Origin of the sequence: Paludisphaera rhizosphaerae (assembly GCF_011065895.1) — a bacterium.
Lineage (GTDB): Bacteria > Planctomycetota > Planctomycetia > Isosphaerales > Isosphaeraceae > Paludisphaera > Paludisphaera rhizosphaerae.
The window spans coordinates 136,754-157,058 of the sequence record NZ_JAALCR010000019.1; the positions used below are offsets into that span (position 1 = coordinate 136,754).

General features: G+C 67.5%; 15 protein-coding genes. 10 read left to right on the forward strand and 5 right to left on the reverse strand.

Annotated features, from left to right (window positions below; genetic code table 11):
• Positions 1-13: 13 nt before the first annotated feature.
• Positions 14-1,525 carry an alpha-L-fucosidase gene (locus G5C50_RS22660; protein ID WP_206107809.1) on the reverse strand — a complete coding sequence of 504 codons (1,512 nt, stop codon included), beginning with the start codon at positions 1,523-1,525 and terminating at the stop codon, positions 14-16.
• A gap of 132 nt (positions 1,526-1,657) precedes the next feature.
• On the opposite strand from G5C50_RS22660, the gene G5C50_RS22665 reads away from it, so the two are divergent.
• Positions 1,658-2,983 (forward strand): Gfo/Idh/MocA family protein, encoded by a 1,326-nt coding sequence (locus G5C50_RS22665; protein WP_165073237.1) that lies wholly within the window; start codon positions 1,658-1,660, stop codon positions 2,981-2,983.
• A gap of 7 nt (positions 2,984-2,990) precedes the next feature.
• Here G5C50_RS22665 and G5C50_RS22670 read toward each other — a convergent pair whose 3' ends face one another.
• Entirely contained in the window at positions 2,991-4,490 is a 1,500-nt protein-coding gene (locus tag G5C50_RS22670; RefSeq protein ID WP_165073259.1) for a phytoene desaturase family protein, read from the reverse strand.
• Positions 4,491-4,616: 126 nt separating this feature from the next.
• Here G5C50_RS22670 and G5C50_RS22675 point away from each other — a divergent pair, with 126 nt between their 5' ends.
• The 5 genes from G5C50_RS22675 to G5C50_RS22695 all read left to right on the forward strand — a co-directional run bounded on the left by G5C50_RS22675 (position 4,617) and on the right by G5C50_RS22695 (position 11,703).
• Positions 4,617-5,000, forward strand: coding sequence for a BlaI/MecI/CopY family transcriptional regulator (locus tag G5C50_RS22675; RefSeq protein WP_165073238.1), 384 nt, complete (start codon positions 4,617-4,619; stop codon positions 4,998-5,000).
• Positions 4,997-7,126 carry a M56 family metallopeptidase gene (locus G5C50_RS22680; RefSeq protein WP_165073239.1) on the forward strand — a complete coding sequence of 710 codons (2,130 nt, stop codon included), beginning with the start codon at positions 4,997-4,999 and terminating at the stop codon, positions 7,124-7,126. The genes G5C50_RS22675 and G5C50_RS22680 overlap by 4 nt, the downstream gene beginning before the upstream one ends.
• Positions 7,127-7,230: 104 nt before the next feature.
• Complete coding sequence (locus G5C50_RS22685; protein ID WP_165073240.1) at positions 7,231-8,412, forward strand: hypothetical protein; 1,182 nt, start codon at positions 7,231-7,233, stop codon at positions 8,410-8,412.
• Between the two features lie 49 nt (positions 8,413-8,461).
• Positions 8,462-9,325, forward strand: a complete 864-nt coding sequence (locus G5C50_RS22690; RefSeq protein ID WP_165073241.1) for a TIGR02452 family protein — start codon at positions 8,462-8,464, stop codon at positions 9,323-9,325.
• Positions 9,326-9,507: 182 nt separating this feature from the next.
• Positions 9,508-11,703: a M60 family metallopeptidase gene (locus G5C50_RS22695; RefSeq protein ID WP_165073242.1), complete on the forward strand. Its 2,196-nt coding sequence runs from the start codon at positions 9,508-9,510 to the stop codon at positions 11,701-11,703.
• Between the two features lie 129 nt (positions 11,704-11,832).
• Here G5C50_RS22695 and G5C50_RS22700 read toward each other — a convergent pair whose 3' ends face one another.
• Positions 11,833-12,945 carry a glycosyltransferase gene (locus G5C50_RS22700; protein ID WP_165073243.1) on the reverse strand — a complete coding sequence of 371 codons (1,113 nt, stop codon included), beginning with the start codon at positions 12,943-12,945 and terminating at the stop codon, positions 11,833-11,835.
• A gap of 260 nt (positions 12,946-13,205) precedes the next feature.
• Here G5C50_RS22700 and G5C50_RS33115 point away from each other — a divergent pair, with 260 nt between their 5' ends.
• Complete coding sequence (locus G5C50_RS33115) at positions 13,206-14,552, forward strand: exosporium glycoprotein BclB-related protein (RefSeq protein ID WP_165073244.1); 1,347 nt, start codon at positions 13,206-13,208, stop codon at positions 14,550-14,552.
• A gap of 285 nt (positions 14,553-14,837) precedes the next feature.
• On the opposite strand, the gene G5C50_RS22710 is transcribed toward G5C50_RS33115, so the two are convergent.
• Together G5C50_RS22710 and G5C50_RS22715 are read right to left on the reverse strand one after the other, a co-directional pair.
• Positions 14,838-15,065 (reverse strand): cupin domain-containing protein, encoded by a 228-nt coding sequence (locus G5C50_RS22710; protein WP_165073245.1) that lies wholly within the window; start codon positions 15,063-15,065, stop codon positions 14,838-14,840.
• Positions 15,040-15,657 carry an RNA polymerase sigma factor gene (locus tag G5C50_RS22715; RefSeq protein WP_165073246.1) on the reverse strand — a complete coding sequence of 206 codons (618 nt, stop codon included), beginning with the start codon at positions 15,655-15,657 and terminating at the stop codon, positions 15,040-15,042. The genes G5C50_RS22710 and G5C50_RS22715 overlap by 26 nt, the downstream gene beginning before the upstream one ends.
• A gap of 241 nt (positions 15,658-15,898) precedes the next feature.
• Between G5C50_RS22715 and G5C50_RS22720 the strand changes: the two genes are divergently transcribed.
• The 3 genes from G5C50_RS22720 to G5C50_RS22730 are packed head-to-tail and all read left to right on the forward strand — an operon-like array spanning position 15,899 to position 20,269.
• The gene (locus tag G5C50_RS22720; protein WP_165073247.1) at positions 15,899-16,375 is read left to right on the forward strand and encodes a flavin reductase family protein; all 477 of its coding nucleotides are present in this window, start codon (positions 15,899-15,901) and stop codon (positions 16,373-16,375) included.
• The gene (locus G5C50_RS22725; RefSeq protein WP_165073248.1) at positions 16,375-17,829 is read left to right on the forward strand and encodes an MFS transporter; all 1,455 of its coding nucleotides are present in this window, start codon (positions 16,375-16,377) and stop codon (positions 17,827-17,829) included. The genes G5C50_RS22720 and G5C50_RS22725 overlap by 1 nt, the downstream gene beginning before the upstream one ends.
• 10 nt (positions 17,830-17,839) lie before the next feature.
• The gene (locus tag G5C50_RS22730) at positions 17,840-20,269 is read left to right on the forward strand and encodes a carboxylesterase family protein (RefSeq protein ID WP_165073249.1); all 2,430 of its coding nucleotides are present in this window, start codon (positions 17,840-17,842) and stop codon (positions 20,267-20,269) included.
• The last annotated feature ends 36 nt before the right edge of the window (positions 20,270-20,305 follow it).

A 20,305-nucleotide genomic window follows, 5' to 3' on the forward strand; every position in this document is an offset into this window, starting at 1 on the left:
CGGCGGGGTCCGCTCAGTGGGTCTTGAAGAGGGTGAATTCCGAGACCGCCGGGCAGGCGGCGGCCTTCACGATGCGGAGGCGGACGCGGTCGGTGGTCGTGGGGAGCGCGATCAGGCGCTGGGCGCCGATGCTGGTGGCCGTGGCGATCGGCTTCCATTCGCCGCCGTCCCAGGCGTCGACGGCGACCTCGTCGATCCGCTGGCCGAGCGGGAGGTGCTCGCGGACGCGGACGACGTCGAAGGTCGTCGGCTTGCCCAGGTCGAGCGTCAGGGCGGCGGAGGTCGCGGCGTCGTCGGTCGACCAGTAGGTGGCAGGGTCGCCGTCGACGACCTTGTCGGGGGCGTAAGCCGGATCGCCGCCGCGAGACTGGTCGGCGGTCGCCTTCGCGCCCTGGGCCAGGTCGACGGCGAAGGCGGCGTCGAGGCGGCTCCGCCATTCCTTGATCGCCCTGGCGTCGGCCTCGTGGATCCGGCCTCGGCGGTCGGGCGGGATGTTGAGGATCAGGTTGCAGCCCCGGCCAACGGAATCGAAATAAAGCTGATAGAGCCGGTCGACCGACTTGACCTTGGCGTCCTCGGCCGCGTGGTAGAACCAGCCGGGACGGATCGAAACGTCGACCTCGGCCGGCAGCCAGAGCGGGCCGTCGCGCATGCCGACGTTCAGGATCGAGCCCGGCGTCTTGCCCACGGCGTAGGCCTTGGGGTCGAACGTCGACCAGCAGGTGTCGCCGGCGACCCCCTTCTCATTGCCGACCCAGCGAGTGTCGGGACCGAGGTCGCTGAAGATGCAGGCGTCGGGCTGGAGTTCGCGGACCAGGGCGATCGTCTCGTCCCAGCCGTAGTAGGTGACCGGGTCGATCTTCCGCTTCGTCCGAGCGCCGCCGTAATAGCCGTCGCCGCCGTTGGCGCCGTCGAACCAGACCTCGAAAATCGGCCCGTACTCGGTGAGCAGCTCGCGGAGCTGGGATCGGTAGTAGGTGATATATTCGGGCGCGCCGTAGTCTTGATGGTTTCGATCCCACGGCGAGAGGTAGACGCCGAAGAGGAGCCCTGCGCGTCGGCAGGCGTCGGCCATCTCGCGGACGACGTCTCCCTTGCCGTTGCGCCAGGGGCTGTTCTTGACGGAGTGCTCGGTGAATTTGCTGGGCCAGAGGCAGAAGCCGTCATGATGCTTGGCCGTCAGGACCAGGCCGCGGAGGCCGCCGTCCTTGAGGGCCGCGACGACGGCGTCGGCGTTGAAGTCGGTCGGGTTGAACAGCGCGGGAGACTCGTCGCCGTACCCCCATTCCTTGTCGGTGAACGTGTTGGGGCCGAAGTGGAGGAAGGCGTAGGACTCCAGGCCCTGCCAGCGAAGCTGCCGGGCGCTGGGGACCGGACGGCGGGGCTCCGGGGGCTCGGCGGCCGCCGCGATCGAGGCGCTGATGGTCAGGAGGGATGCGAGGGCGAGGCTGCGCTTGAGGTTCATCGTTCGGCCGCCGTGGTGGGGGGCGAGGACCGCCGGCGCTCGGGGGCCGGCCGGCTCCATACTCGCCCCGCTCGCGACCGAATGCCAGGGCCTTCAGCCCTCCGGGGCGATCTGGCGGGTTGCGTCGGCCTCTCGCGCCTCGTACGATGTCCCCGGTCCACTCCATCCCCCCCAAAGATCGGAGATGTGTTCATGGCCGCCCCCCGCATCAGCCGCCGGGCCGCGCTCGGCGGTCTCGCCGCATCGTTCGCCGCCCCGGCCCTCTTCCGTCGTCACGCTCTCGCCGCCCCCAGCGAGACGGTCCGCCACGCCAGCTTCGGCGCCTCGGGCATGGCCCTGGCGGACGTCCGCAGTCTCGCGAGCCACCCGAACTTCAAGCTCGTCGCCGTGGCCGACGTCGACCTCAAACGCACGGGCGAGATCAAGTCGCTCTTTCCCGACGTGAAGATCTATCAGGACTGGCGCAAGCTGCTGGACGAGGAGAAGGGGCTGGACTCGGTCAACGTCTCAACCCCCGACCACATGCACGCCCCGATCGGCATGAGCGCCCTTCAGCGCGGGCTGCACGTCTACGGCCAGAAGCCGCTGACGCAGACGATCTATGAGGCTCGCCGGCTGACGGAGGTCGCCGCCCAGAATCCGAAGCTCGTCACCCAGATGGGCATCCAGATCCACTCGCACGCCGTCCACAGGCAGGTCGTCGCGACGATCCAGTCGGGGGCCATCGGCGCGGTGAAGGAAGTCCATAGTTGGAGCGGCAAGCAGTGGGGCGACCGCAACCCCCGCCCGGCCGGTGCAGACCCCGTCCCCGAAGGCCTCGACTGGGAGGGCTGGCTGGGCGTCGCCTCCAGTCGTCCATACCTGGGCAAGGGATACTACCACCCAGGCAACTGGCGGAAGCGGCTCGACTTCGGCACGGGTACGTTCGGCGACATGGGCTGCCACATCCTCGACCCCGTTTATGAGTCGCTCGCGCTGACCGCCCCCAAGACCGTCCGCTCCGACGGCGACGCCCCCGGCGAGGATTCATGGGGCCTGGACGTCCGCGTTCACTACGTCTTCCCCAAGACCCCCCACACGGCCGAAGAGTTGGTGTTGCACTGGTACAACGGCGGCAACCGCCCCCCCGAGGAGATCAAGTCCCACCTCGGCGGCCGCGAGTTGTCGAGCCAGGGGTCGATCTACATCGGCTCGGAGGGCGTGCTCTACTCGCCGTATATCGACACGCCCGTCCTGTTCCCCGTCGACAAGTTCAAGGAGACGAAGCTCCCCGACCCCGGCGGCTCGAACCACTGGCATCAATTCGTCAACGCATGCCGAGGCGAGGGGAAGACGTCCGCCCCCTTCGCCTACGCCGGCCCGCTGACCGAGACCGTCCTGCTGGGGTGCCTGTCCACTCGGTATCCCGGGACGACCCTCGAATGGGATCCCGCCGGCCTCAAGGTGACCAACGTCCCCGAAGCCTCCCCATTCATTCGCAAGAAGTACCGCGCTGGTTGGGAGGTGGAGGGGCTCTGACGAGCCTTCAACCTCGCGCGACGATCGCGTCGGCGACGATGCGGCTCCCCAGGCAGCAGGCGACCGTCCCCAGGCCCGGCCAGACCCCGTCCCCGGCGAGCCAGACCCCGGGGACGCCCACATCGTGGGGCACGGCCTTCTGATTGGCGTTCGCCAGGCTCAACCGCGCCCCGCCGACCGCTCCTCGAGGCCGCTTCGTGTAACGCTCATACGTGCGCGGGGTGGCGATCTCGAACACCCGCGCATCCCTTCCCAGATCCGGATAGACGCGGCGGGCAAGGCCGACGAGGCGCTCGCCCGCCTCACGCTTGCGGCGGTCGTACTCCTCGTCGGAGAGCCCTTCCCAGGGGGCGAGTTCGCAATGAGTCGAGATCGCCACCGAGCGGAAACCCTCCGGGGCCGTCTCCAGGTCGCCTTCAGGAGATACAGAGATAAACATGTTGTTGCCATCACCCAGCGGCCGGTCGTAGTCCTCCAGCACCAGGTGGTGGAGGACCGGTTGGCCGGCGACCTCGGAATCGGGCACGCCCAGGAAGACGACCACTGCGCCCCCCATCGTCGCGTCGTCGCGGCGGCGATAACGCGCGAGGACCTCCGCCACGCCGGGCGGGCCGATCGCCGATGCGGCCGCGACCGGAACCCCCAGCACGACCCGCCGCGCCTCGAAGCTCTCCTTCCGCGTCTCCAGCCGAAACGCTCCCGATCGGCCCTCGACCTTCAGGACTTCACGACCAACCCGCAGCACGCCGCCAAGCTCTCGATACCGACTGACGAGGGCATTCCAGAACCCGCGCATCCCGCCCCGGGCTCGGCTCTGGCCCGCGCCCCAGATCGTCACCCCGAGGGCCGCGTTGACCAGGGGAGCATCCTCGACGGTGCTATGCACGGCGTTCTCGATCAGCATCCCCAGCAGCGCGACGAGCGGCCGATCGTCCTGCAGGCCCTCGCGGCGGAGGGCGTCGCCCAGCGTCCAGTTCAGGTAGCGGACGACGCCGAGGTTCGCGAGACCGAGCGAGCGGACGGCGAGGATCGCGTCGGCCGGGCTGCGGATCGGCAGCTTCACGCCCTTCCGACTGGCCTTCCAGAAGACGTCGGCCAGGTGGTCGAGCAGGCCCCAAAACCGCCGATGCGCGGGGGTGTCGCCAAGGGCCCGGGCGCGCTCGACGGCCCACGCGGCCGGGTCGCGGTCGAGGGGGACGACTCGATCGGGGAGCCAGGCGATATAGCCCTGCAACTCGTCCCGATCGATTGGCGGCGAACCGATCTCCTCCAGGAACTCGCCGCCGACGCCGCCCGGCCCGAAGTCGACCAGGGTCGTCGCGCCGACGTCGAAGCAGAAGGCCCGCCGTCGATAGTAGCCCGCACAGCCGCCCGGCTGCCCGTGCGCCTCCAGGACGATCGTCGTCAGTCCCCGACGCTGCAAACGCGCCGCCGTCGCCATCCCGCCGATGCCGCCCCCCACGATCGCCGCGTCGTACATCCGCTCCCTCCCCAGCCCGTCCGCCATGTCGATCCGATCTTCCACGCCGCGAACGCCGTGCCGCAACTCCGCCCTTGACGCCTCCCGCCGATTCATTAGATTTGGGGAACCAAATTTGAGTAACCAAATCAAGCCGCATCAAGGAGGGACGGCATGGCCAGGCCGCCGGCGAAGGATCTGACGGAGCGTGAGCTGGAGGTGATGCACGTCTTCTGGTCGCGCGGCGAGGCGACCGCTGCTGAAGCCCGCGACCGGCTGGAGGCGAACGGGCTCGACCGGACGTATACGACGATCGCCAACCTCGTTCGCGGCCTGCACGAGAAGGGCTTTCTCCAGCAGGTGAACGAGGAGCGTCCGTTCGTCTACCGCGCGGCGAAGACCTTCGAGGAAGTCTCCGGCCGACTGCTGGGAGACCTCGTCTCGCGGGTCTTCCGCGGGTCGCGAGCGCAGCTCCTGCGTCAGTTGGTCGACGATCGCAAGCTGACCGCCGAGGAACGCGCGGTTCTGGAACGCATTCTCAAGGAGGGGGGCCGATGAACGACTTCGGGATCACCCTGGCGTGGCTGGCCGTACAGGTGGCCTTGCTCATGGCCCCTGCCCTGGCACTCAATCTGTGGGCCTCGCGACGAGGCCCGGCGGCGGGCGCTTCGGTCGCGGCCACGGCCCTAATCCTGGTGCTCGCGCTGAGTGTTGCAACGTGGTTCGTGGGGCGAGCCCGCGAGGCGGTGTCCTCTCCTGCTCTTCCCCCGGCATCGTCCTTGACGGCAGTACCGACGACTCAGCCCCGGACCGGTGAAGCGCTCTCGGTTGCAGCCCCGTCGTCCGATGCGGGCTGGCGGTTCGATCGACTCCCGCTGACGTGGCGATTGCTGGAGCGTGGGGTGGCCGAGCCGGTGGCGAGGTGTCGGCCCTGGGGGGCCGCGCTGGCGGGCTTCGTGCTGGCCGGCATGGGTCTGGGACTGTTGCGGCTGGCGTTGGGGCTCGGGGCGGTTTCTCTCTGTCGACGTCGCGGAAGGTCTGTCGACGATCCGGAGATCGTAGCCCTCCGCGATGAGTTGGCGAGGGCGCTCGCGATCGTGCGGCGCGTTGAGCTTCGCGAGATCGACGACCTTCCCGGACCGGCGACGGCCGGTTGGCTGCGGCCGACGATCCTGCTGCCAGCCGATTGGAAGTCATGGAGCGTTGACGAGCGCCGGGCCGTGCTGGCGCACGAGTTGGCTCACATCGCCGGCGGCGACTATGCGACGGGCCTGCTGGCGCGGCTGGCTCTCGCGATCCATTTCTATCACCCGATGGTTCGGATGGCCGTCGGTAAGCTCGGTTTGCAGCAGGAGCAGGCGGCCGATGCGCTGGCCGCTCGACTCGCGGGCGGGACCGACCGCTACCTCGCGGCGCTCTCGCGATTGGCCTTGATGCAGGATGGACGGTCCCCGGCCTGGGCGGCGAGAGGTTTCCTCGCCGGCCGCGGGACCCTGATCAGGAGGATCGCCATGTTGCGTGAACAGACTGGAACGCGTGCATTCGAGACCTCGTCCCGCCTTCCGAGCTTCCTCAGCGCAGGTTTGCTCGCCGCGTTGGCCATCGGCGTCGGTTCGCTCCGCGGCCCGGTCCTCGCCGAAGAGACCGCCCACCTGGGCGAACCCGCCCTCGCCTTTCCGTATCTCAACGCGAACCACTGCGGGCTCGTCTCCATCCGCCCCGCGGCGGCAGTCCATCGGATGGGAGCCGATATCGTGCTTCGCTTCGCGACGGCTGTCCTGGATCTTGGTCCCCAACTCAGCATCGACTACGTCGCCAAGGAACTCGGAGTTAACGCGAATGTCCCCGGGTTCCTGAAGCCAGGATTCGGAGACGTCGAATCGGTGACCTTCGGCTTCGGGTTTGGACACGGATCGAACGCCGAGAGGAAGGATCTGCACAGCATCTTCTTCAGTGGATTGTGTGTTCGGATGACCGCCCCGTTCGACTGGCTGGCTTTTGTACGCCAGTGGGGAGGCGAGCTGACGGAGGTGCACGAGGGGAGCCGAACTTACTACAGGATCACGGCGCCTTGGACCCCGTCGAAACGGCCTTTGCCGTGCGTGCTGCTGGTCGATGAGCGGACGGCGATCTTCGACGAGGAGCCGCCGTTGATCGCGGCGATTCGGGGCGAGTCGAAGCCTCCTGCGCTTTTCGCGAGCCCCGATTGGCAAGATGCGAGTCGCGGCCTCTTTGCCGTGGCGATCGGTAATGAAGACGGCAAGTTCCTGAAGCAGTACGACCTGGGGCCCGACGTCCATCGCGAAGACGATCAGATCGCGATGGCTCTGTTCCGGGGCGTTGACCGCTGGCTGCTAAGCGTCACGGACGCCGACACCCTGTCGATCTCCGCATCTGCGGCATGTCGCAACGAAGTCGTGAACGAGGTTGTCGCCGCAGCGATGGAGAAGCTGCTAGTCGGGGGACGCGACGCCGTCGCGAAGGCTGAGGCCGTGACGCCAATCCGTGGAGAAGACGACCTCTTCATCCACATCGGCAAGGCGGTTCTGCCGAAGCTACGCATCGACCGCGATAACCACTTGCTGAAAATTGAAACCCACGACGTCGGCACGGTCGCTGAGGCGGCCGCCTTCATCACGAACCTCATGGCCAACGCCCAGCCGAGGCCGGCCTCAAAGCCGTGAACTTTGCGAGGCCGAATCGCCCCGGCCCAGCGGCGGGGCGATTCGGCGGGCCCAACGGTGTAGGATGGCGTCCATCTTGATCGACCCCGAGGGAGAGCGACGTCATGATTCGCAGGTTGGTGTTCGCGGCGGTGATGATGGGAATCGGACTCGGCGCTCGGGCAGGGGACGATTTCTTCCCGCTCATGGGCTGGGGGCATACGCCGAATGATCCGGCCGTCTTGAAGAAGATGCGCGAGTGCGGGTTGACCGTCGCTGGGTTCGTGGAGCCGGCGGCGCTCGACGCCTGCCGCGACGCGGGGCTCAAGGCGATCGTGTCCGACCCTCGGACGGCTGGGTACGACTGGGCGAAGGTCGACGCGGCCGAGGCTCGGTCGCGGGTGGAATCGCTGGTTAAGGAGGTGAAGGGGAACCCGGCGGTTTATGGGTATCTCCTGCGTGACGAGCCGTCGTCGGCGTTCTTCCCGGGGCTTGCCGCGGTGGCCTCGGCGGTGAAGGAGTTCCACCCCAGCGCATGGCCTTACATCAACCTCTTCCCCAACTATGCCACGCCCGAGCAACTCGGCTCGCCCGACTATGATTCGCACATCAAGACGTTCGTGGAAGTCTGCAAGCCGACGGCCCTCAGCTACGACAACTACTCCATGCTGTACGGCGGAGGGCTTCGCGAAGGGTATTTCGCGAACCTGGATTCGATGCGACGCGCTGGGCTGGAGAACAAGCTGCCGTTCTGGAACATCGTGCTGACCTCGGCCCACTTCAATTATCGCGAGGCCACCGACGCCGACATCCGCTTTCAGGTGTACACTTCGCTGGCCTACGGGGCGCGGGGGATCGCGTACTTCACGTACTTCACCCCGGCGATCGGCAACTATCGCCTGGGGCCGATCGACCAGTTCGGCCACGAGACGCCCACCTGGGCCAAGCTGCGGACCGTCAACCTCCAGGTTGCCAAGCTGGCCCCCACGCTGCTCAAGCTCCGGTCGGATGCCGTCTACCACTTCGGCGACGCCCCCAAGGAGTGTCGCGGCCCGGACGACCACTCGTTGATCACCTCGATCGCCGGCCCCATGCTCGTCGGCGATTTCACCCACGAGGACGGCTCGCGGTACGTGATGATCGTCAACCGCAGCTTCACCGAGTCGATCCCATCCCAGCCGACGTTCCGCCAGCCGCCGAAGAAGGTCGAACAGGTCTCCCCCTACGACGGCCGCCTCCACAATTTCGGCGGCGAGATGATCTGGCTTGCGCCCGGCCAGGGGACGTTGTTGAAGGTTTCGCCGTGAGCGAACCTGGCGGGCGTTGAATCCGTCAGAGCGCGGGAGGATATGAATCATGAAGCGTTCTCAACGCGCTCAGATGGCCGAGGAGACGGTGGCGATCGTCGAGAGCGGCTCGTACCGATCCTCCTCCGGCCGCCACATCGACATCACCGAGGAAGTCCGCACCTGCCTCGAAAGGACCACGTATCACCAGCCCGAGGATCTGGGACGCATCCGCGATGAGATCCTTGCTGTCCCGGCTGAAGGGCTCGCGAGGACGATCGAGGTCGTGAATGAGACGACGCTCGCCGGGATCGCGAGGCTCCTGAATTCGGCGGGCGGGCCGGTAGCGGCCCTGAACTTCGCCTCGGCGAAGAACCCGGGCGGCGGCTTCCTCAACGGGAGTCAGGCGCAGGAGGAGTCCCTGGCTCGCAGTTCGGCGCTGTTTGCCTCGCAGCAACGGGCCTTCGTCTTCTATGAACGACACCGGGCGTCATCGTCGCTTCTGTATTCGGATTCAATCATCCTCTCGCCGGATTGCCCGATCTTCCGAGACGACGACGGGGCTCTGCTCGACGAACCTCGGTCGGCGGCCTTCATCACCTGCGCCGCGCCAAACGCCGGGGCGATCGCCACGAACCGGCCCCAGGAACATTCGGAGATTCCGGAGACGCTCGCTCGACGTGCAGAACGGGTTCTGGCCCTGGCGGCGTCGCGCGGGTATCGCCAGATCGTCCTGGGCGCGTGGGGCTGCGGAGTGTTTCGCAACGAGCCGGCTCTCGTCGCCTCGATCTTCGCCCGGCTGCTCAACGGTCCCTGGTCGGGTCGTTTCGATCACGTCGCGTTTTCGGTTCTAGACGACTCGCCCTCGCTCGAAACCCTTCGAGCTTTCGAGTCAGCCTTGAATGTGCGTTCGGTCCGAAGCGGGTCGGATTGATCTGTGGCCGTGAACCGCCGCATAATCAGGAATTGCAGGGTGCCATGGCCACGCTTGTCGTGGCCATGAACCGGCGTGGGACGGCTGCAAGACCGTCGCTGATCGCATGCCCACGACGAGCGTGGGCATGGCACCCAGGTTCAGTGTTTCGGTGGTGATGTTGAGCGAGGAGTTTCGGCCTGATGCGTCGTTTCATGTTTTGCCTGGCATTGGTTCTAGCCTTTGGCTCGGGGACGTTCGCTCAGAAGGCGGAGCCAGGTCGCGAGGCGCTGCTGGACGGCGTGAAGGAGATCACCGCGCCGGGGATTCCTGGATCGGTAGCGTTGTACGCGCCGGGGGCGGAGGCGATCGTCGCGGGGAAGACCGGAGGCGGTCGCGCGGTGGTCGTCGCGACGGCGAGGCTCGGCCGGGGGCGGATCGTCGCGTTTGGGCACGACGGCTATTTCAAAGAAGAGGCGCTGGAGAAGCTCGACACCGGCCGGCTCGTCGCCAACGCGGCGAAGTGGGTGGCGGGGGGGAAGGCTAAAGCGAAGGTCGGCGTGGGGCGGTCGGTGGCGATGGAGGCGTTTCTCCGGGACAAGGGCTTCCTGGTGTCTCGGGCTCCGGTCGCCGAGGCCGCGCGCGGTGCCGATGTGCTGGTCATTGAACCGGGATCGCTCGGGCCGCAGGACGTCGAGGCGGTTCGGGCGTTCGTCGAGCGCGGCGGCGGCCTGCTCGCCGCGGCGACGGGCTGGGGATGGCAGCAGGGGAGCCGGCTGCCGATGGCCGAGTTTGCCGGCAACAAGCTGCTCGCCGGGACGGGGCTGGCCTGGTCCGACGGCATGGTCGATCGGACGACGAAGGAGGGCTTCTCGACCGACGGCACCCTCCCCGATGCGCTCAACGCGACCGTCGCGCTGGCGGCGCTGAAGGATCGGAAGAAGCTCGCGGGCGACGACCTGGCGGTGGGTCTGAGCAGCGTGATGCTGGCGCTGCGCAGCGTGCCGGCGTCCGAGTCGAAGTTCCGGGCCGAGGTTCTCGCCGCGGTGAAGAATCTGGGCGACGTGGACGTGATCCCGACGGAGAAGAACCCCGCGACGGCCAAGGACCCGATCCGACGGTTCGCGATCGGCCTGCAGGCGGCCCTGGCGGAGTCGACGCCCGCCGCCGAGATCGTCGCGCTCCCCGCCGCGGCCGACTTCCCCGGCGCGGTCGACCCGAAGGCCCCGCGAGTGACTCGCAAGGTTGCCATCGACCTGTCCATCCCGCATTGGCACAGCCTGGGCCTGTACGCGCCGGCGGGGGGGAAGGTCGTCGTCACGGGGCCGGAATCGCTCGGCTCGCTGAAGCTGGCCGTGCAGGTCGGCTGCCACACCGACGGACTCTGGGACCTGAAGAAGTGGGAGCGACTCCCCGAGGTCGCCCGCCGGTTCCCCATCGACGGATCGAAGACGGAAGTGGCCTCCGCGCTCGGCGGCCTCGTCTACATCGACGTCCCCCAGAACGCCCCGAAGGAGAAGGTGGAACTGACCGTCGAGGGTGCCGTGGAAGCCCCGCTCTTCCGCCTGGGCGAGACCACCGCCGTCGACTGGAAGACGATCCGCCAGCGTCCCGCTCCCTGGGCCGAACTGGCCGGGAACAACGTGATCTTCACCGTCCCCGCCGAACTGGCCCGGCGCGTGGACGATCCCGCGCCGCTGATGACGTTCTGGGATGAAGTCGTCGCCATGCAGGACGCACTGGCTGTCAGCCCTCCCCGGCGCTCGCCCGAGCGGATCGTCTGCGACCGCCAGATCTCGGCCGGATACATGCACTCCGGCTACCCGATCATGACCCCGATCGACGGGAGCGCCGAGCAGGCGATGGATCTCGCCAAGCTCCGCGCCGAGGGCTCGTGGGGACACTTCCACGAACTCGGCCACAATCACCAGAAGCCCGAGTGGACGTTCAATGGCACGGGCGAGGTCACGAACAACGTGTTGGCCGTCTACGTCTTCGACCGGCTGCTGAAGCTGCCGTACGACTCAGGCCATCCGGCCATCCGCGACCGGGCGAAACGGGCGGAGAAGATCCGCGACCACATCGCCAAGGGTGCTCCGTTCGATAAGTGGAAGGACGACCCGTTCCTGGCGCTCTCGATGTACCTCCAGCTCTTCGAGGGCTTCGGCTGGGAGCCCTTCGAGCGCGTCTTCGCCGAATACGCGAAGCTCCCGCGCGGCGAGCGGCCGAGGAACGACGACGCCAAGCGCGACCAGTGGCTCGTCCGTTTCTCCAGGGCGGTCGGCAAAAATCTCGGCCCGTTCTTCCAGGCCTGGGGCGTCCCCACGAGCCAGTCCGCGCGGGACTCGATCAAGGATCTGCCAGCCTGGTCGCCGCCGGGGATGGACGTGAAGCCCTGATCGGCCGCTGATCAGTGTCTCATCTCCAGGCGTACTGGCGAGGGGGAATAAACGGCCTTCCCCCCTCGCGGGGGAAGGTGGCCCGAAGGGCCGGATGAGGGGGGAAGACCGTCGAGAGGGGACCGTCTCTCAGAACCGGATGACGGCGGGGAGCTTCTCGACGCTGAGGCGGCGGTTGATCGCGACTTGCCGCGCGAGGTCGGCGGGGAGCCCTCCGCGGGCGAGGAGGCGGTCGGCGATCGCCACGGCCTCGGAGTGGCCGCCGGTGTAGTAGAGCGAGACGCCGTACTCCAACTCCAGGAGATGCTCGTAGATCGTCCGCCAGACGAACAGGCGTTGGGGGCCTGGACGCGGGATCTTGAGAGCCTGGCGGAAGAAGACCTGGGCCGTGTGGAATTCGCGGGCCCGTTGGTAGTGCATGGCGATCTGGTACAGCGGCTCGGCGCGATCGGGGGAGTTCTCGAAGGCCCTCAGGTAGGCCGTGAGCACTTCGGGCCAGGGGTCACCCCGGCGCTCCATCAGCGTGGCGATCTGGAAGAGCGAGTACCAGATCTCGTCGATCCAACCGCCCATCTCGGTTCGGCGGCGGTAGTGGCGGATGGACAGGTCCAGGTCGCCGGCGTCGCGGTAGCTCTGCGCGAGGTAGAAGACGTACCGCGAGTCGTCGGGATCGTCGAGCAGAGCCTTCTCCAGCACGAGCACGTCGCGGCGGTAGGTCAGCGGGTCGTGCGCGCGGGCGCCGTCGTGCGTTGTGACCGTCCGAGGGTTGTGGAGAAATCCCGTCGTGCGGGCCTCCGGACAGGTCAGGTATTCGTGCAGTACTCCCTTGTAGGCCCACGGGAGCGTGTTGCGGACGAGCCGCTTGCGGTGGAAGCAGGTGGACCCGTGGTTGAGGGTCATGTCGTACGAATCGGCCGAGAGGCTGGGGCGGCGGAACCCGTCGTCGAACTCCAACTCCTCGTCGGCGTCGATCGTGAAGGTGTACGAGGCGCGGCCGCGGGCGGCCTCGAGCACCTCGTTGCGGTTGTGGGAGAAGTCAACCCAGGGGCGCTGGAGGAGCGTTCCGGGGAGGTCGGCGAGGGCCTCGATGATCAGGTCCTGCGTGCCGTCGGTCGAGCCGGTGTCGGCGATTACCCAGGAGTCGATGAAGGGGCGGACCGAGTCGAGGCAGCGGCGGATCACCTTGGCCTCGTTCTTCACGATCATCCCGAGGCAGATCGTCGAATCGCTGGAGGTCGTCATCGTCCTTATCCTTCTCCCGAGGAGATCCCTGAGGCCGCCCCGGGGCCTCTCGGCATAGCGTACGACACTCCCACGTTGATGCGAACGACGCCGCCGAAATCGAGGGTCTCGGGGCTTTGGGGGGATAAAAACGAGTTCACTATCTTCGTGTGCACGCCTCATTAGGCCAAAAACGTTCTACGTTCAAGCCGTACGATCGGCCGACTCCGCAGCATGGTCGCGGCGGCCTGATTCATGAGAGCGCCAGGGGATATCCACCGATGAAGAAGCGACGAAGCGTCAAGTTCCAGGCGAACCTTCATGACGTTCTCGAGCAGCGGGTGGTGTTGAACGCCACAAGTCCGCTGAGCGAGTCCAACCTGCTTTCCGCGACGCCCTGGGTCTCGAGCCTCAGTCAGGGGGCGGCCTCGTCGAACGGCCTCGTCGCTCAATCGGCTTCCGCGGCGGATTCGACTTCAGGGGTTCCGGTCGCCGCCTTCCGGGGCCGGATCGCCGGCGTGACGAACGGCGAGGCGACCCTCACGTTCCAGGTCTACGGTCGCGGCCACGTCCTCCTGTTCCAGGAGACTCAGACGGTCGCCGTCAGCCGCCACACGTTCACCGCCTACCTCGGCTCGGCGACCGAGGGCGGTCTCCCAGCCAACGTCTACGCCAGCGGCGCGGCCCGGATGGTGACGTTCCAGCAAGCGGGTTCCAGCAGGCTTGCCGGAACTGGTCGCCTTCGGACGATCGGCCTGACCTTCATCACCCCCACCGGCGGTTCGCAGGGCCCGACGGGGGCCACCGGCGCGACGGGTGCCACCGGAGCCCAGGGCGATCCCGGGGCCACGGGCGCGACGGGTGCCACCGGCGCTCAAGGCGACCCCGGCGCGACAGGAGCCACCGGAGCCACGGGCGCGACGGGTGCCACCGGGGCGACTGGCCCTGGCGGAGGTGCGACAGGACCCACGGGCGCGACCGGGGCTACCGGAGCGACGGGGGCCACGGGAGCGACTGGCCCCACGGGCGAGACCGGCCCCACGGGACCCACGGGTGAGACCGGTCCCACCGGCGAGACCGGCCCCACGGGACCCACGGGCACCGCAGGGAGCTCCACCATCATCCCGTTCTCATCGGGTATGCCGGCGAGCATGACCACGATTGCCGGCGGCTTGCCGGGGACCGGCGTCCTCGTCGGCTTCGGCGATTCGGTGCAGACGCCTTCCGTGGTCGGATCGAACATCGACCTCACTGGCGGGGCTGGAGTCGACCTCAATGAGGCGTTCTCGATGCCGCGCGACGGCACGATTACGTCGATCTCGGCGTTCTTCAGTTCGACCCAGGCGCTGGCTCTCGTTGGCACGACCGTGACCGTCACGGCCCAGCTTTATTCGTCGACGACGCCTGACAACAACTTCACGCCGATTGCGGGTGCTCTTGTCACTCTGTCTCCGGCGCTCACGGGCGTTGTCGGTATCGGGACTGTCAGCGACGGCATCACGACCGGCCTGAGCATCCCGGTTACCGCGGAGACTCGGCTGCTCATGGTCTTCTCGGTCTCGGCCGCTGGGGTTACTTTGATCAACACCGTCTCTGGCTACATGAGCGCCGGGCTAAGTATCGCCTGATCCCGTTCGCTCTGAAGGATGAAATCTCAAGAGGCTCTCTTCCTTCTGTGAAGGCAGGGAGCCTCTTGCGTTTGGACGAGGGTGATCTGCCCCCGGAAATGCAGCCCTGTGCTCTGGGACTCTTTCGAAATTCGGTCGCCATGGGACCCGTCGGCGGCGACTCCGACATTCCTGTGTGAGCGAGTTTGCGGTTCTCGGGCCGGTCAACCGGCCAGCCCTCCAAGCTCAGCAAAAGGGGGGGGCTGACGGACGGCGTCGGACCGGCCCTTCCGCGGCTTGTGGGCGTCAGTTGTTCCGAAGGATCGAGCGCCAGATGAGGCTGTTGGGGGGGCTCCAATCATCCGGAGCGATGCTGGCGCGCAGGTGGACGATCTCCGCGCGGAGGCGGCGGAGATTCCGGAGGCAGGTGGGACAGGATTCGATGTGCGGCCGCAGAGACGGAGGGACGTCGGTCGATCCGGCCGCGAGGGCGAGCAGTTGGCTCTCCTCAGGGCAGGCGGTCGTCCGGTTCATGTTTCAGGTCCTCGTCGTAGCAGTGGCACACCTCCTTGACGTTTTGCAGGACCCGCCAGGAGTTGACGTATACCACGTTGGTCGTGACTTTCAGCGCTTCGGCCACGTCCGCCCCGGACATCCCCTTGATCACCGACATCTCGAAGCAGCTCCACACGCGCGGGGACGACCGCTTCCGCACCTTATCGAAGGCGAACTGGAGCACCCGCGCGTGATGTTGCTTCTCGAATTCGACGCGCTGTCGCTCTTCCTCGTCGGCGGCGGTGGCCAGTACCCGCTTGGTCCAGCCGTCGAGCGCGTTACGCTGGGTGTCCCGCCGTCGCGCCTGGTCGATCAGGGTGTTGCGGGCCACGGTGAACAGCCAGGTGCGGAACCTGGTCTTGGTGCGGTCGTAGCTGCGGATCTTCTCGAATAGTTTCAAGAAGACGTCGTGCGTCAGATCCTGCGCCGTGCCGTCGCACAGGCCCTGTCGATGGAAGTAGCCCATCAACATGGGTTTGTAGATGGTGTAGAATTCCGTCCAGCGGTCCGGATCCCGCTCTCGAACTGCGTTGATGATCGAGACACGCGTGTCTGAATCGTGGCTGTTCATGGCGTGAGTCCGTCTCTGCCTCATTTGGAAGTCGACGTTCCGCTCCGTCGTCACGATACCACGGAAGATGACATGAAGATCACGGAAAAAGGAGGCCGTTCCCGCCGGCTGGTCATCAGAAACATACGGCCGTGTTTTTCGATCCTTACATAGCCGCGTCGGATTTCTGAAGGAGTCGTGTAGAATGGGTGGTCGGCGGCGCGCAGCGGCGTCCAATCCTAAAGGTTGAGGGCGGCGGGACATGGCGATTGATTCGCGGATCCAGCGCAAGGTGATGGGCAAGTTCGCAACCGGGGTGACGGTGGTCACGACGGGCGGTCCGATGGGCTTGCACGGCCTGACGGCGAACGCCGTCGCGTCGCTCTCGCTCGACCCGCCGCTCGTCCTGGTCGCCGTCGACAAACGGGCCCAGACGCTGGAATTCCTTAAAGCCAATCGCTGCTTCGCCTTGAACATTCTGACGCGGGACCAGGAAGCGGTCTCGCAGCGGTTCGCCCAACCCGGGCCCAAGGATTTCCTCGGCCTCGACCTGACCACCGACGTGACCCAGGCCCCCATCATCGGCGGCTGCCTGGGTTACCTGGACTGTCAGCTCTACGACGTCCTCCCCGGCGGCGACCATGAGATCTTCGTCGGCGAGGTCGTCGGCGGCTCGGCCTCCGACGATGGCGACCCCCTCCTCTACTACGCCGGCGGTTACCGCCGGCTGGCCGACTGATGGCCGCCGGGACGGCCGAGGAAACCGGCCACAAGCTGACAAAGACCCACTGGTGGATCCTCGCCGCCGCCTCGCTGGGCTGGCTGTTCGACGCGATGGACCAGCGGATCTTCGTTCTCGCCCGCACCCCCGCCCTGCGCGATCTGAACCCGGGGGCCGACCCCGCGAGCCTGCCGACGATGGCCGGTTGGGCGACGGCTCTGTTTATCGCCGGCTGGGCGACGGGCGGCCTCGTCTTCGGTATGGTCGGCGACCGCTGGGGACGAGTCAGGACGATGTCGCTGACGATCCTGTTGTATTCGATCTTCACCGGCATGTCCGGCCTGGCGCAATCCTGGCCTGAGTTCCTCGCCTACCGCTTCCTCTGCGGCATGGGGATCGGCGGCGAGTACGCGGCGGGCGTCGCCCTGACGGCCGAGGCCATCCCGGCGCGGTCGCGGGCCGTCTGCCTGGCGCTCGTGCAGGCGTCGTCGTCCATCGGCGCGATCCTGGGTTCGGCGCTCAGCCTCTGGGTCGGGCCGCAAGCCACGGAGTCGATCCTCGGCTACCCCGGGTGGCGGGTCCTCTTCTTCTTCGGCGTGATCCCCAGCATCTTGCTGGTCCTGATCCGTTCGCGAGTCCCCGAACCCGACCGCTGGATCCGCGCCCGCGAGGAGGCCGAACGCGATCCCGAGGCCGGGTATCGCATGGGCGACGTCCGCGAGCTGGTCGTCGACCCGGTCTTGCGTCGGCGGTCGTTGATCGCCCTGGCCCTGGGGTTCGTCGGCCAGGTCGGGTTGTGGAGCATCGGCCTGTACTCGCCGGAGTTGGTTCGCGACGTCGTGTTCCGCGATCATCGCAACAGGGTCGTCGAACAGGTGCGTGAACAGGGCGGTGACGTGACGGCCGTCGAACAGGCTGCGACGCTCGACAAACTGGCCCTCGAGTGGGGAAAGACCGGCAAGTCCGAGACCGACCAGCAAGCCGCGTTAGCCTCCTGGAAAGCAGAGTCCGACGGGTTCGTCGGCCGGGGGACGCTCTTGCAGGACGTCGGCTCGTTCTTCGGGGCGCCGTTCTGCACCTGGATCGCCGTCCAGTTCGGCCGGCGTTGGGCGTTCGCGACGGCCTACTCGCTGGCGCTGGCCTCGATCTGGCTGGCCTTCGGCTGGATGTCCACGGGGACGGACGCTTACTGGATGCTGCCGTTCCTGGGATTCTCCACCTGCGCGATCTTCGGCGTGATCGTCCTCTACCTCCCCGAGTTGTTCCCGACTCGGCTGCGGACGACGGGGATGGGCTTCAGCTACAACATCGCCCGATACCTGACCGCCGGATTCCCGATCCTTCTCGGTTGGCTGGCGGCCGGCGCTGGGGGGTACTCGCGGGCGGCGCTCATCATGTCGTCCGTCTACATCCTCGGCCTGGCCGTCGTCCCGTTCGCCCCCGAGACCCGCGGCAAACCCCTGCCCGACTGAGAGTTCTCCCATGATCCGACGGCTCCCGGCGCTCCTGCTGCTCGCCCTCACGACGACGACCCAGGCCGCGGAGCCGAGGTTCGTCCTCGAGGGGCTGGTCCTCCCCGGCGGAGGCCGTCGCGGGGCGCGTCGCGAGGCGATCCCGAGCGACCCGATCGTCGCGCGGATCGTCGCCGGCACGTGGGCCATGCCGAAGGCGGGCGAAGCTCTCGACTCCGGCGACGGCCGCGAGCGCAAGTGGACCTCGATCCAGGCCCAGGCCGGCGGGTTCCATGTGTCGCCCGGATCGTACCTGGCCGTCGACGCCTCCTCGACCGACGAGCGGGTCGTGATCCTGGAGGCATCCGGCCACGGTTCGGTCTATGTGGGAGACGAACCGCACGCCGGCGACCCTTACGGCTACGGCTACGTCCGAATCCCGATCAAGCTCCGCAAGGGGTCGAACCCGCTCCTCTTCCTGGGTGGTCGCGGCCGGCCGATCCCAGTGAAGCTGTCTGAACCCAAGGCCCCCGCCCTGTTCAACGCCTCCGACGTCACCACCCCGGACCTCGTCGACGGTGAATCGCTGGAGGCCGATGCGGCGATCGTCCTCATCAACGCAACCGACGCGACGCTCGACGGCCTGTCGATCGCGGCGAAGGTCGACGACGGACCCGAGGTCCGCACTTCGGTCCCCGCTCTCGCGCCTCTCTCGACGTGCAAGGCCCGGTTCGCGATCAAGGCCGACGCGAAGTCCGGCGCCGATGTTCGACCGATGGCGGTACGACTGGCGGCCGCTGATGGAAAGACGCTCGACGAGGTGAAGGTCGACCTGCGAAACCGTCCGCCCGGCGAGTCTCGCAGGCGGACGTTCGTCAGCGGCATCGACGGCAGCGTCCAGTATTACGGCTGGGTGCCCGCCCTGCCGGAAGAAGGTGGTCGACGCCCGGGGCTGGTGCTGACGCTGCACGGGGCTTCGGTGGAGGGGATCGGCCAGGCGGCCGCGTATCGGCCGAAGCCGGGGCTGCACCTCGTCGCGCCGACCAACCGTCGGCCCTACGGTTTCGACTGGGAAGACTGGGGGCGGAAAGATGCAATCGAGGTTCTGGACACGGCCTCGGCCGCGCTCGGCGTCGACCCGCTCCGAACGTATCTGACGGGGCACTCGATGGGGGGCCACGGGACCTGGCACGTCGGCGTGACGTTCCCCGGACGATTCGCGGCGATCGCTCCGAGCGCCGGCTGGATCAGCATGTTCAGCTACGCGGGGGCTGCTCGGCCCGAGTCTCCAGATCCGGTCGACGCGATGTTCGCCCGCGCCGGCAATCCCAGCGACACCCTGGCCCTGCAGCGGAACCTCGCCGGCCTGGGCGTGTACGTCCTGCACGGCGACGCCGACGACAATGTCCCCGTGACGCAGGCTCGGACCATGCGCGAGCAGTTGGGGGCGTTCCACCCGGATTTCGTCTACTACGAACGCCCCGGCGCGGGCCACTGGTGGGGCAACGAATGCGTCGACTGGCCGCCGCTCTTCGCGTTCCTGCGCCAGCATGAGCTGAAGGCCGTCGACCAGATCCACCGCGTCGATTTCACCACCATGAGCCCGGGCGTCTCCGCACGTTCCGGCTGGGCGACGATCGAGGCCCAGCAGAAGTCCCTGAACCCCAGCGCCGTGCACCTGACGTACGACCCCGCGAAGAAGCGGTTCGACGGGACGACGGAGAACGTCGCGCGACTGTCGCTGGAGGTGCCGACCTCACCCGTCGACGCGACGATCGACGGTCGCAAACTTGAAGGATTGGCGGCCGACGGTGGCCGGATTCGGCTGGCTCGATCGGCGGACGGCGCGTGGTCGGCGCAGGCCGGTCCGGCCTCGCCCGCGTTGAAGAATCCCGAGCGCTGTGGGCCGTTCAAGGAGGCGTTCAACCGGCGGTTCGTGTTGGTGTACGGCACGATCGGAACCCCCGAGGAAAACGCCTGGTCGTTGGCTCGCGCCCGTTACGACGCCGAGGCTTTCTGGTACCGCGGCAACGGCTCGATGGACGTCGTCTCCGACACGGCCTTCCTGGACGCTTCCCGGGCCGAAGAGTTCCGCGACCGGAGCGTGATCCTGTACGGCCACGCGACGAGCCACGCCGCCTGGTCATCTCTCCTCGGCGACGGCCCAGTGGGGGTGGATCGCGGCGTGGTCCGGATCGGCGGCCGGGAGATCAAGGGCGACGACCTGACCTGCCTGTTCGTGCGACCTCGCCCGGGGAGCGACGGCGCGTCGGTGGGGGTCGTCTCGGGCACGGGGTCGGCCGGGCTGCGGCTGTCGGCGACGATCCCCTACTTCGTCTCGGGCGTCGCCCTGCCGGACGTCGCCGTCATTCGCGCCGGGACGCCCGCGAAGGCCGTCGCCGCCGGGTTCTTCGGCGAAGACTGGGGCGTGGATTCGGGCGAGTTCGCCTGGCGGGATTGAGGGGCTGTTCGATTGAAAACGGTCTTCCCCCCTCGC

What these genes read in the sequence shown, in the direction of transcription:
- G5C50_RS22660 (WP_206107809.1), bottom strand. Translation starts at nt 1,525, where the DNA reads ATGGAGCCGGCCGGCCCCCGAGCGCCGGCGGTCCTCGCCCCCCACCAC.
- G5C50_RS22665 (WP_165073237.1), top strand. Translation starts at nt 1,658, where the DNA reads ATGGCCGCCCCCCGCATCAGCCGCCGGGCCGCGCTCGGCGGTCTCGCC.
- G5C50_RS22670 (WP_165073259.1), bottom strand. Translation starts at nt 4,490, where the DNA reads ATGGCGGACGGGCTGGGGAGGGAGCGGATGTACGACGCGGCGATCGTG.
- G5C50_RS22675 (WP_165073238.1), top strand. Translation starts at nt 4,617, where the DNA reads ATGGCCAGGCCGCCGGCGAAGGATCTGACGGAGCGTGAGCTGGAGGTG.
- G5C50_RS22680 (WP_165073239.1), top strand. Translation starts at nt 4,997, where the DNA reads ATGAACGACTTCGGGATCACCCTGGCGTGGCTGGCCGTACAGGTGGCC.
- G5C50_RS22685 (WP_165073240.1), top strand. Translation starts at nt 7,231, where the DNA reads ATGATTCGCAGGTTGGTGTTCGCGGCGGTGATGATGGGAATCGGACTC.
- G5C50_RS22690 (WP_165073241.1), top strand. Translation starts at nt 8,462, where the DNA reads ATGAAGCGTTCTCAACGCGCTCAGATGGCCGAGGAGACGGTGGCGATC.
- G5C50_RS22695 (WP_165073242.1), top strand. Translation starts at nt 9,508, where the DNA reads ATGCGTCGTTTCATGTTTTGCCTGGCATTGGTTCTAGCCTTTGGCTCG.
- G5C50_RS22700 (WP_165073243.1), bottom strand. Translation starts at nt 12,945, where the DNA reads ATGACGACCTCCAGCGATTCGACGATCTGCCTCGGGATGATCGTGAAG.
- G5C50_RS33115 (WP_165073244.1), top strand. Translation starts at nt 13,206, where the DNA reads ATGAAGAAGCGACGAAGCGTCAAGTTCCAGGCGAACCTTCATGACGTT.
- G5C50_RS22710 (WP_165073245.1), bottom strand. Translation starts at nt 15,065, where the DNA reads ATGAACCGGACGACCGCCTGCCCTGAGGAGAGCCAACTGCTCGCCCTC.
- G5C50_RS22715 (WP_165073246.1), bottom strand. Translation starts at nt 15,657, where the DNA reads ATGAACAGCCACGATTCAGACACGCGTGTCTCGATCATCAACGCAGTT.
- G5C50_RS22720 (WP_165073247.1), top strand. Translation starts at nt 15,899, where the DNA reads ATGGCGATTGATTCGCGGATCCAGCGCAAGGTGATGGGCAAGTTCGCA.
- G5C50_RS22725 (WP_165073248.1), top strand. Translation starts at nt 16,375, where the DNA reads ATGGCCGCCGGGACGGCCGAGGAAACCGGCCACAAGCTGACAAAGACC.
- G5C50_RS22730 (WP_165073249.1), top strand. Translation starts at nt 17,840, where the DNA reads ATGATCCGACGGCTCCCGGCGCTCCTGCTGCTCGCCCTCACGACGACG.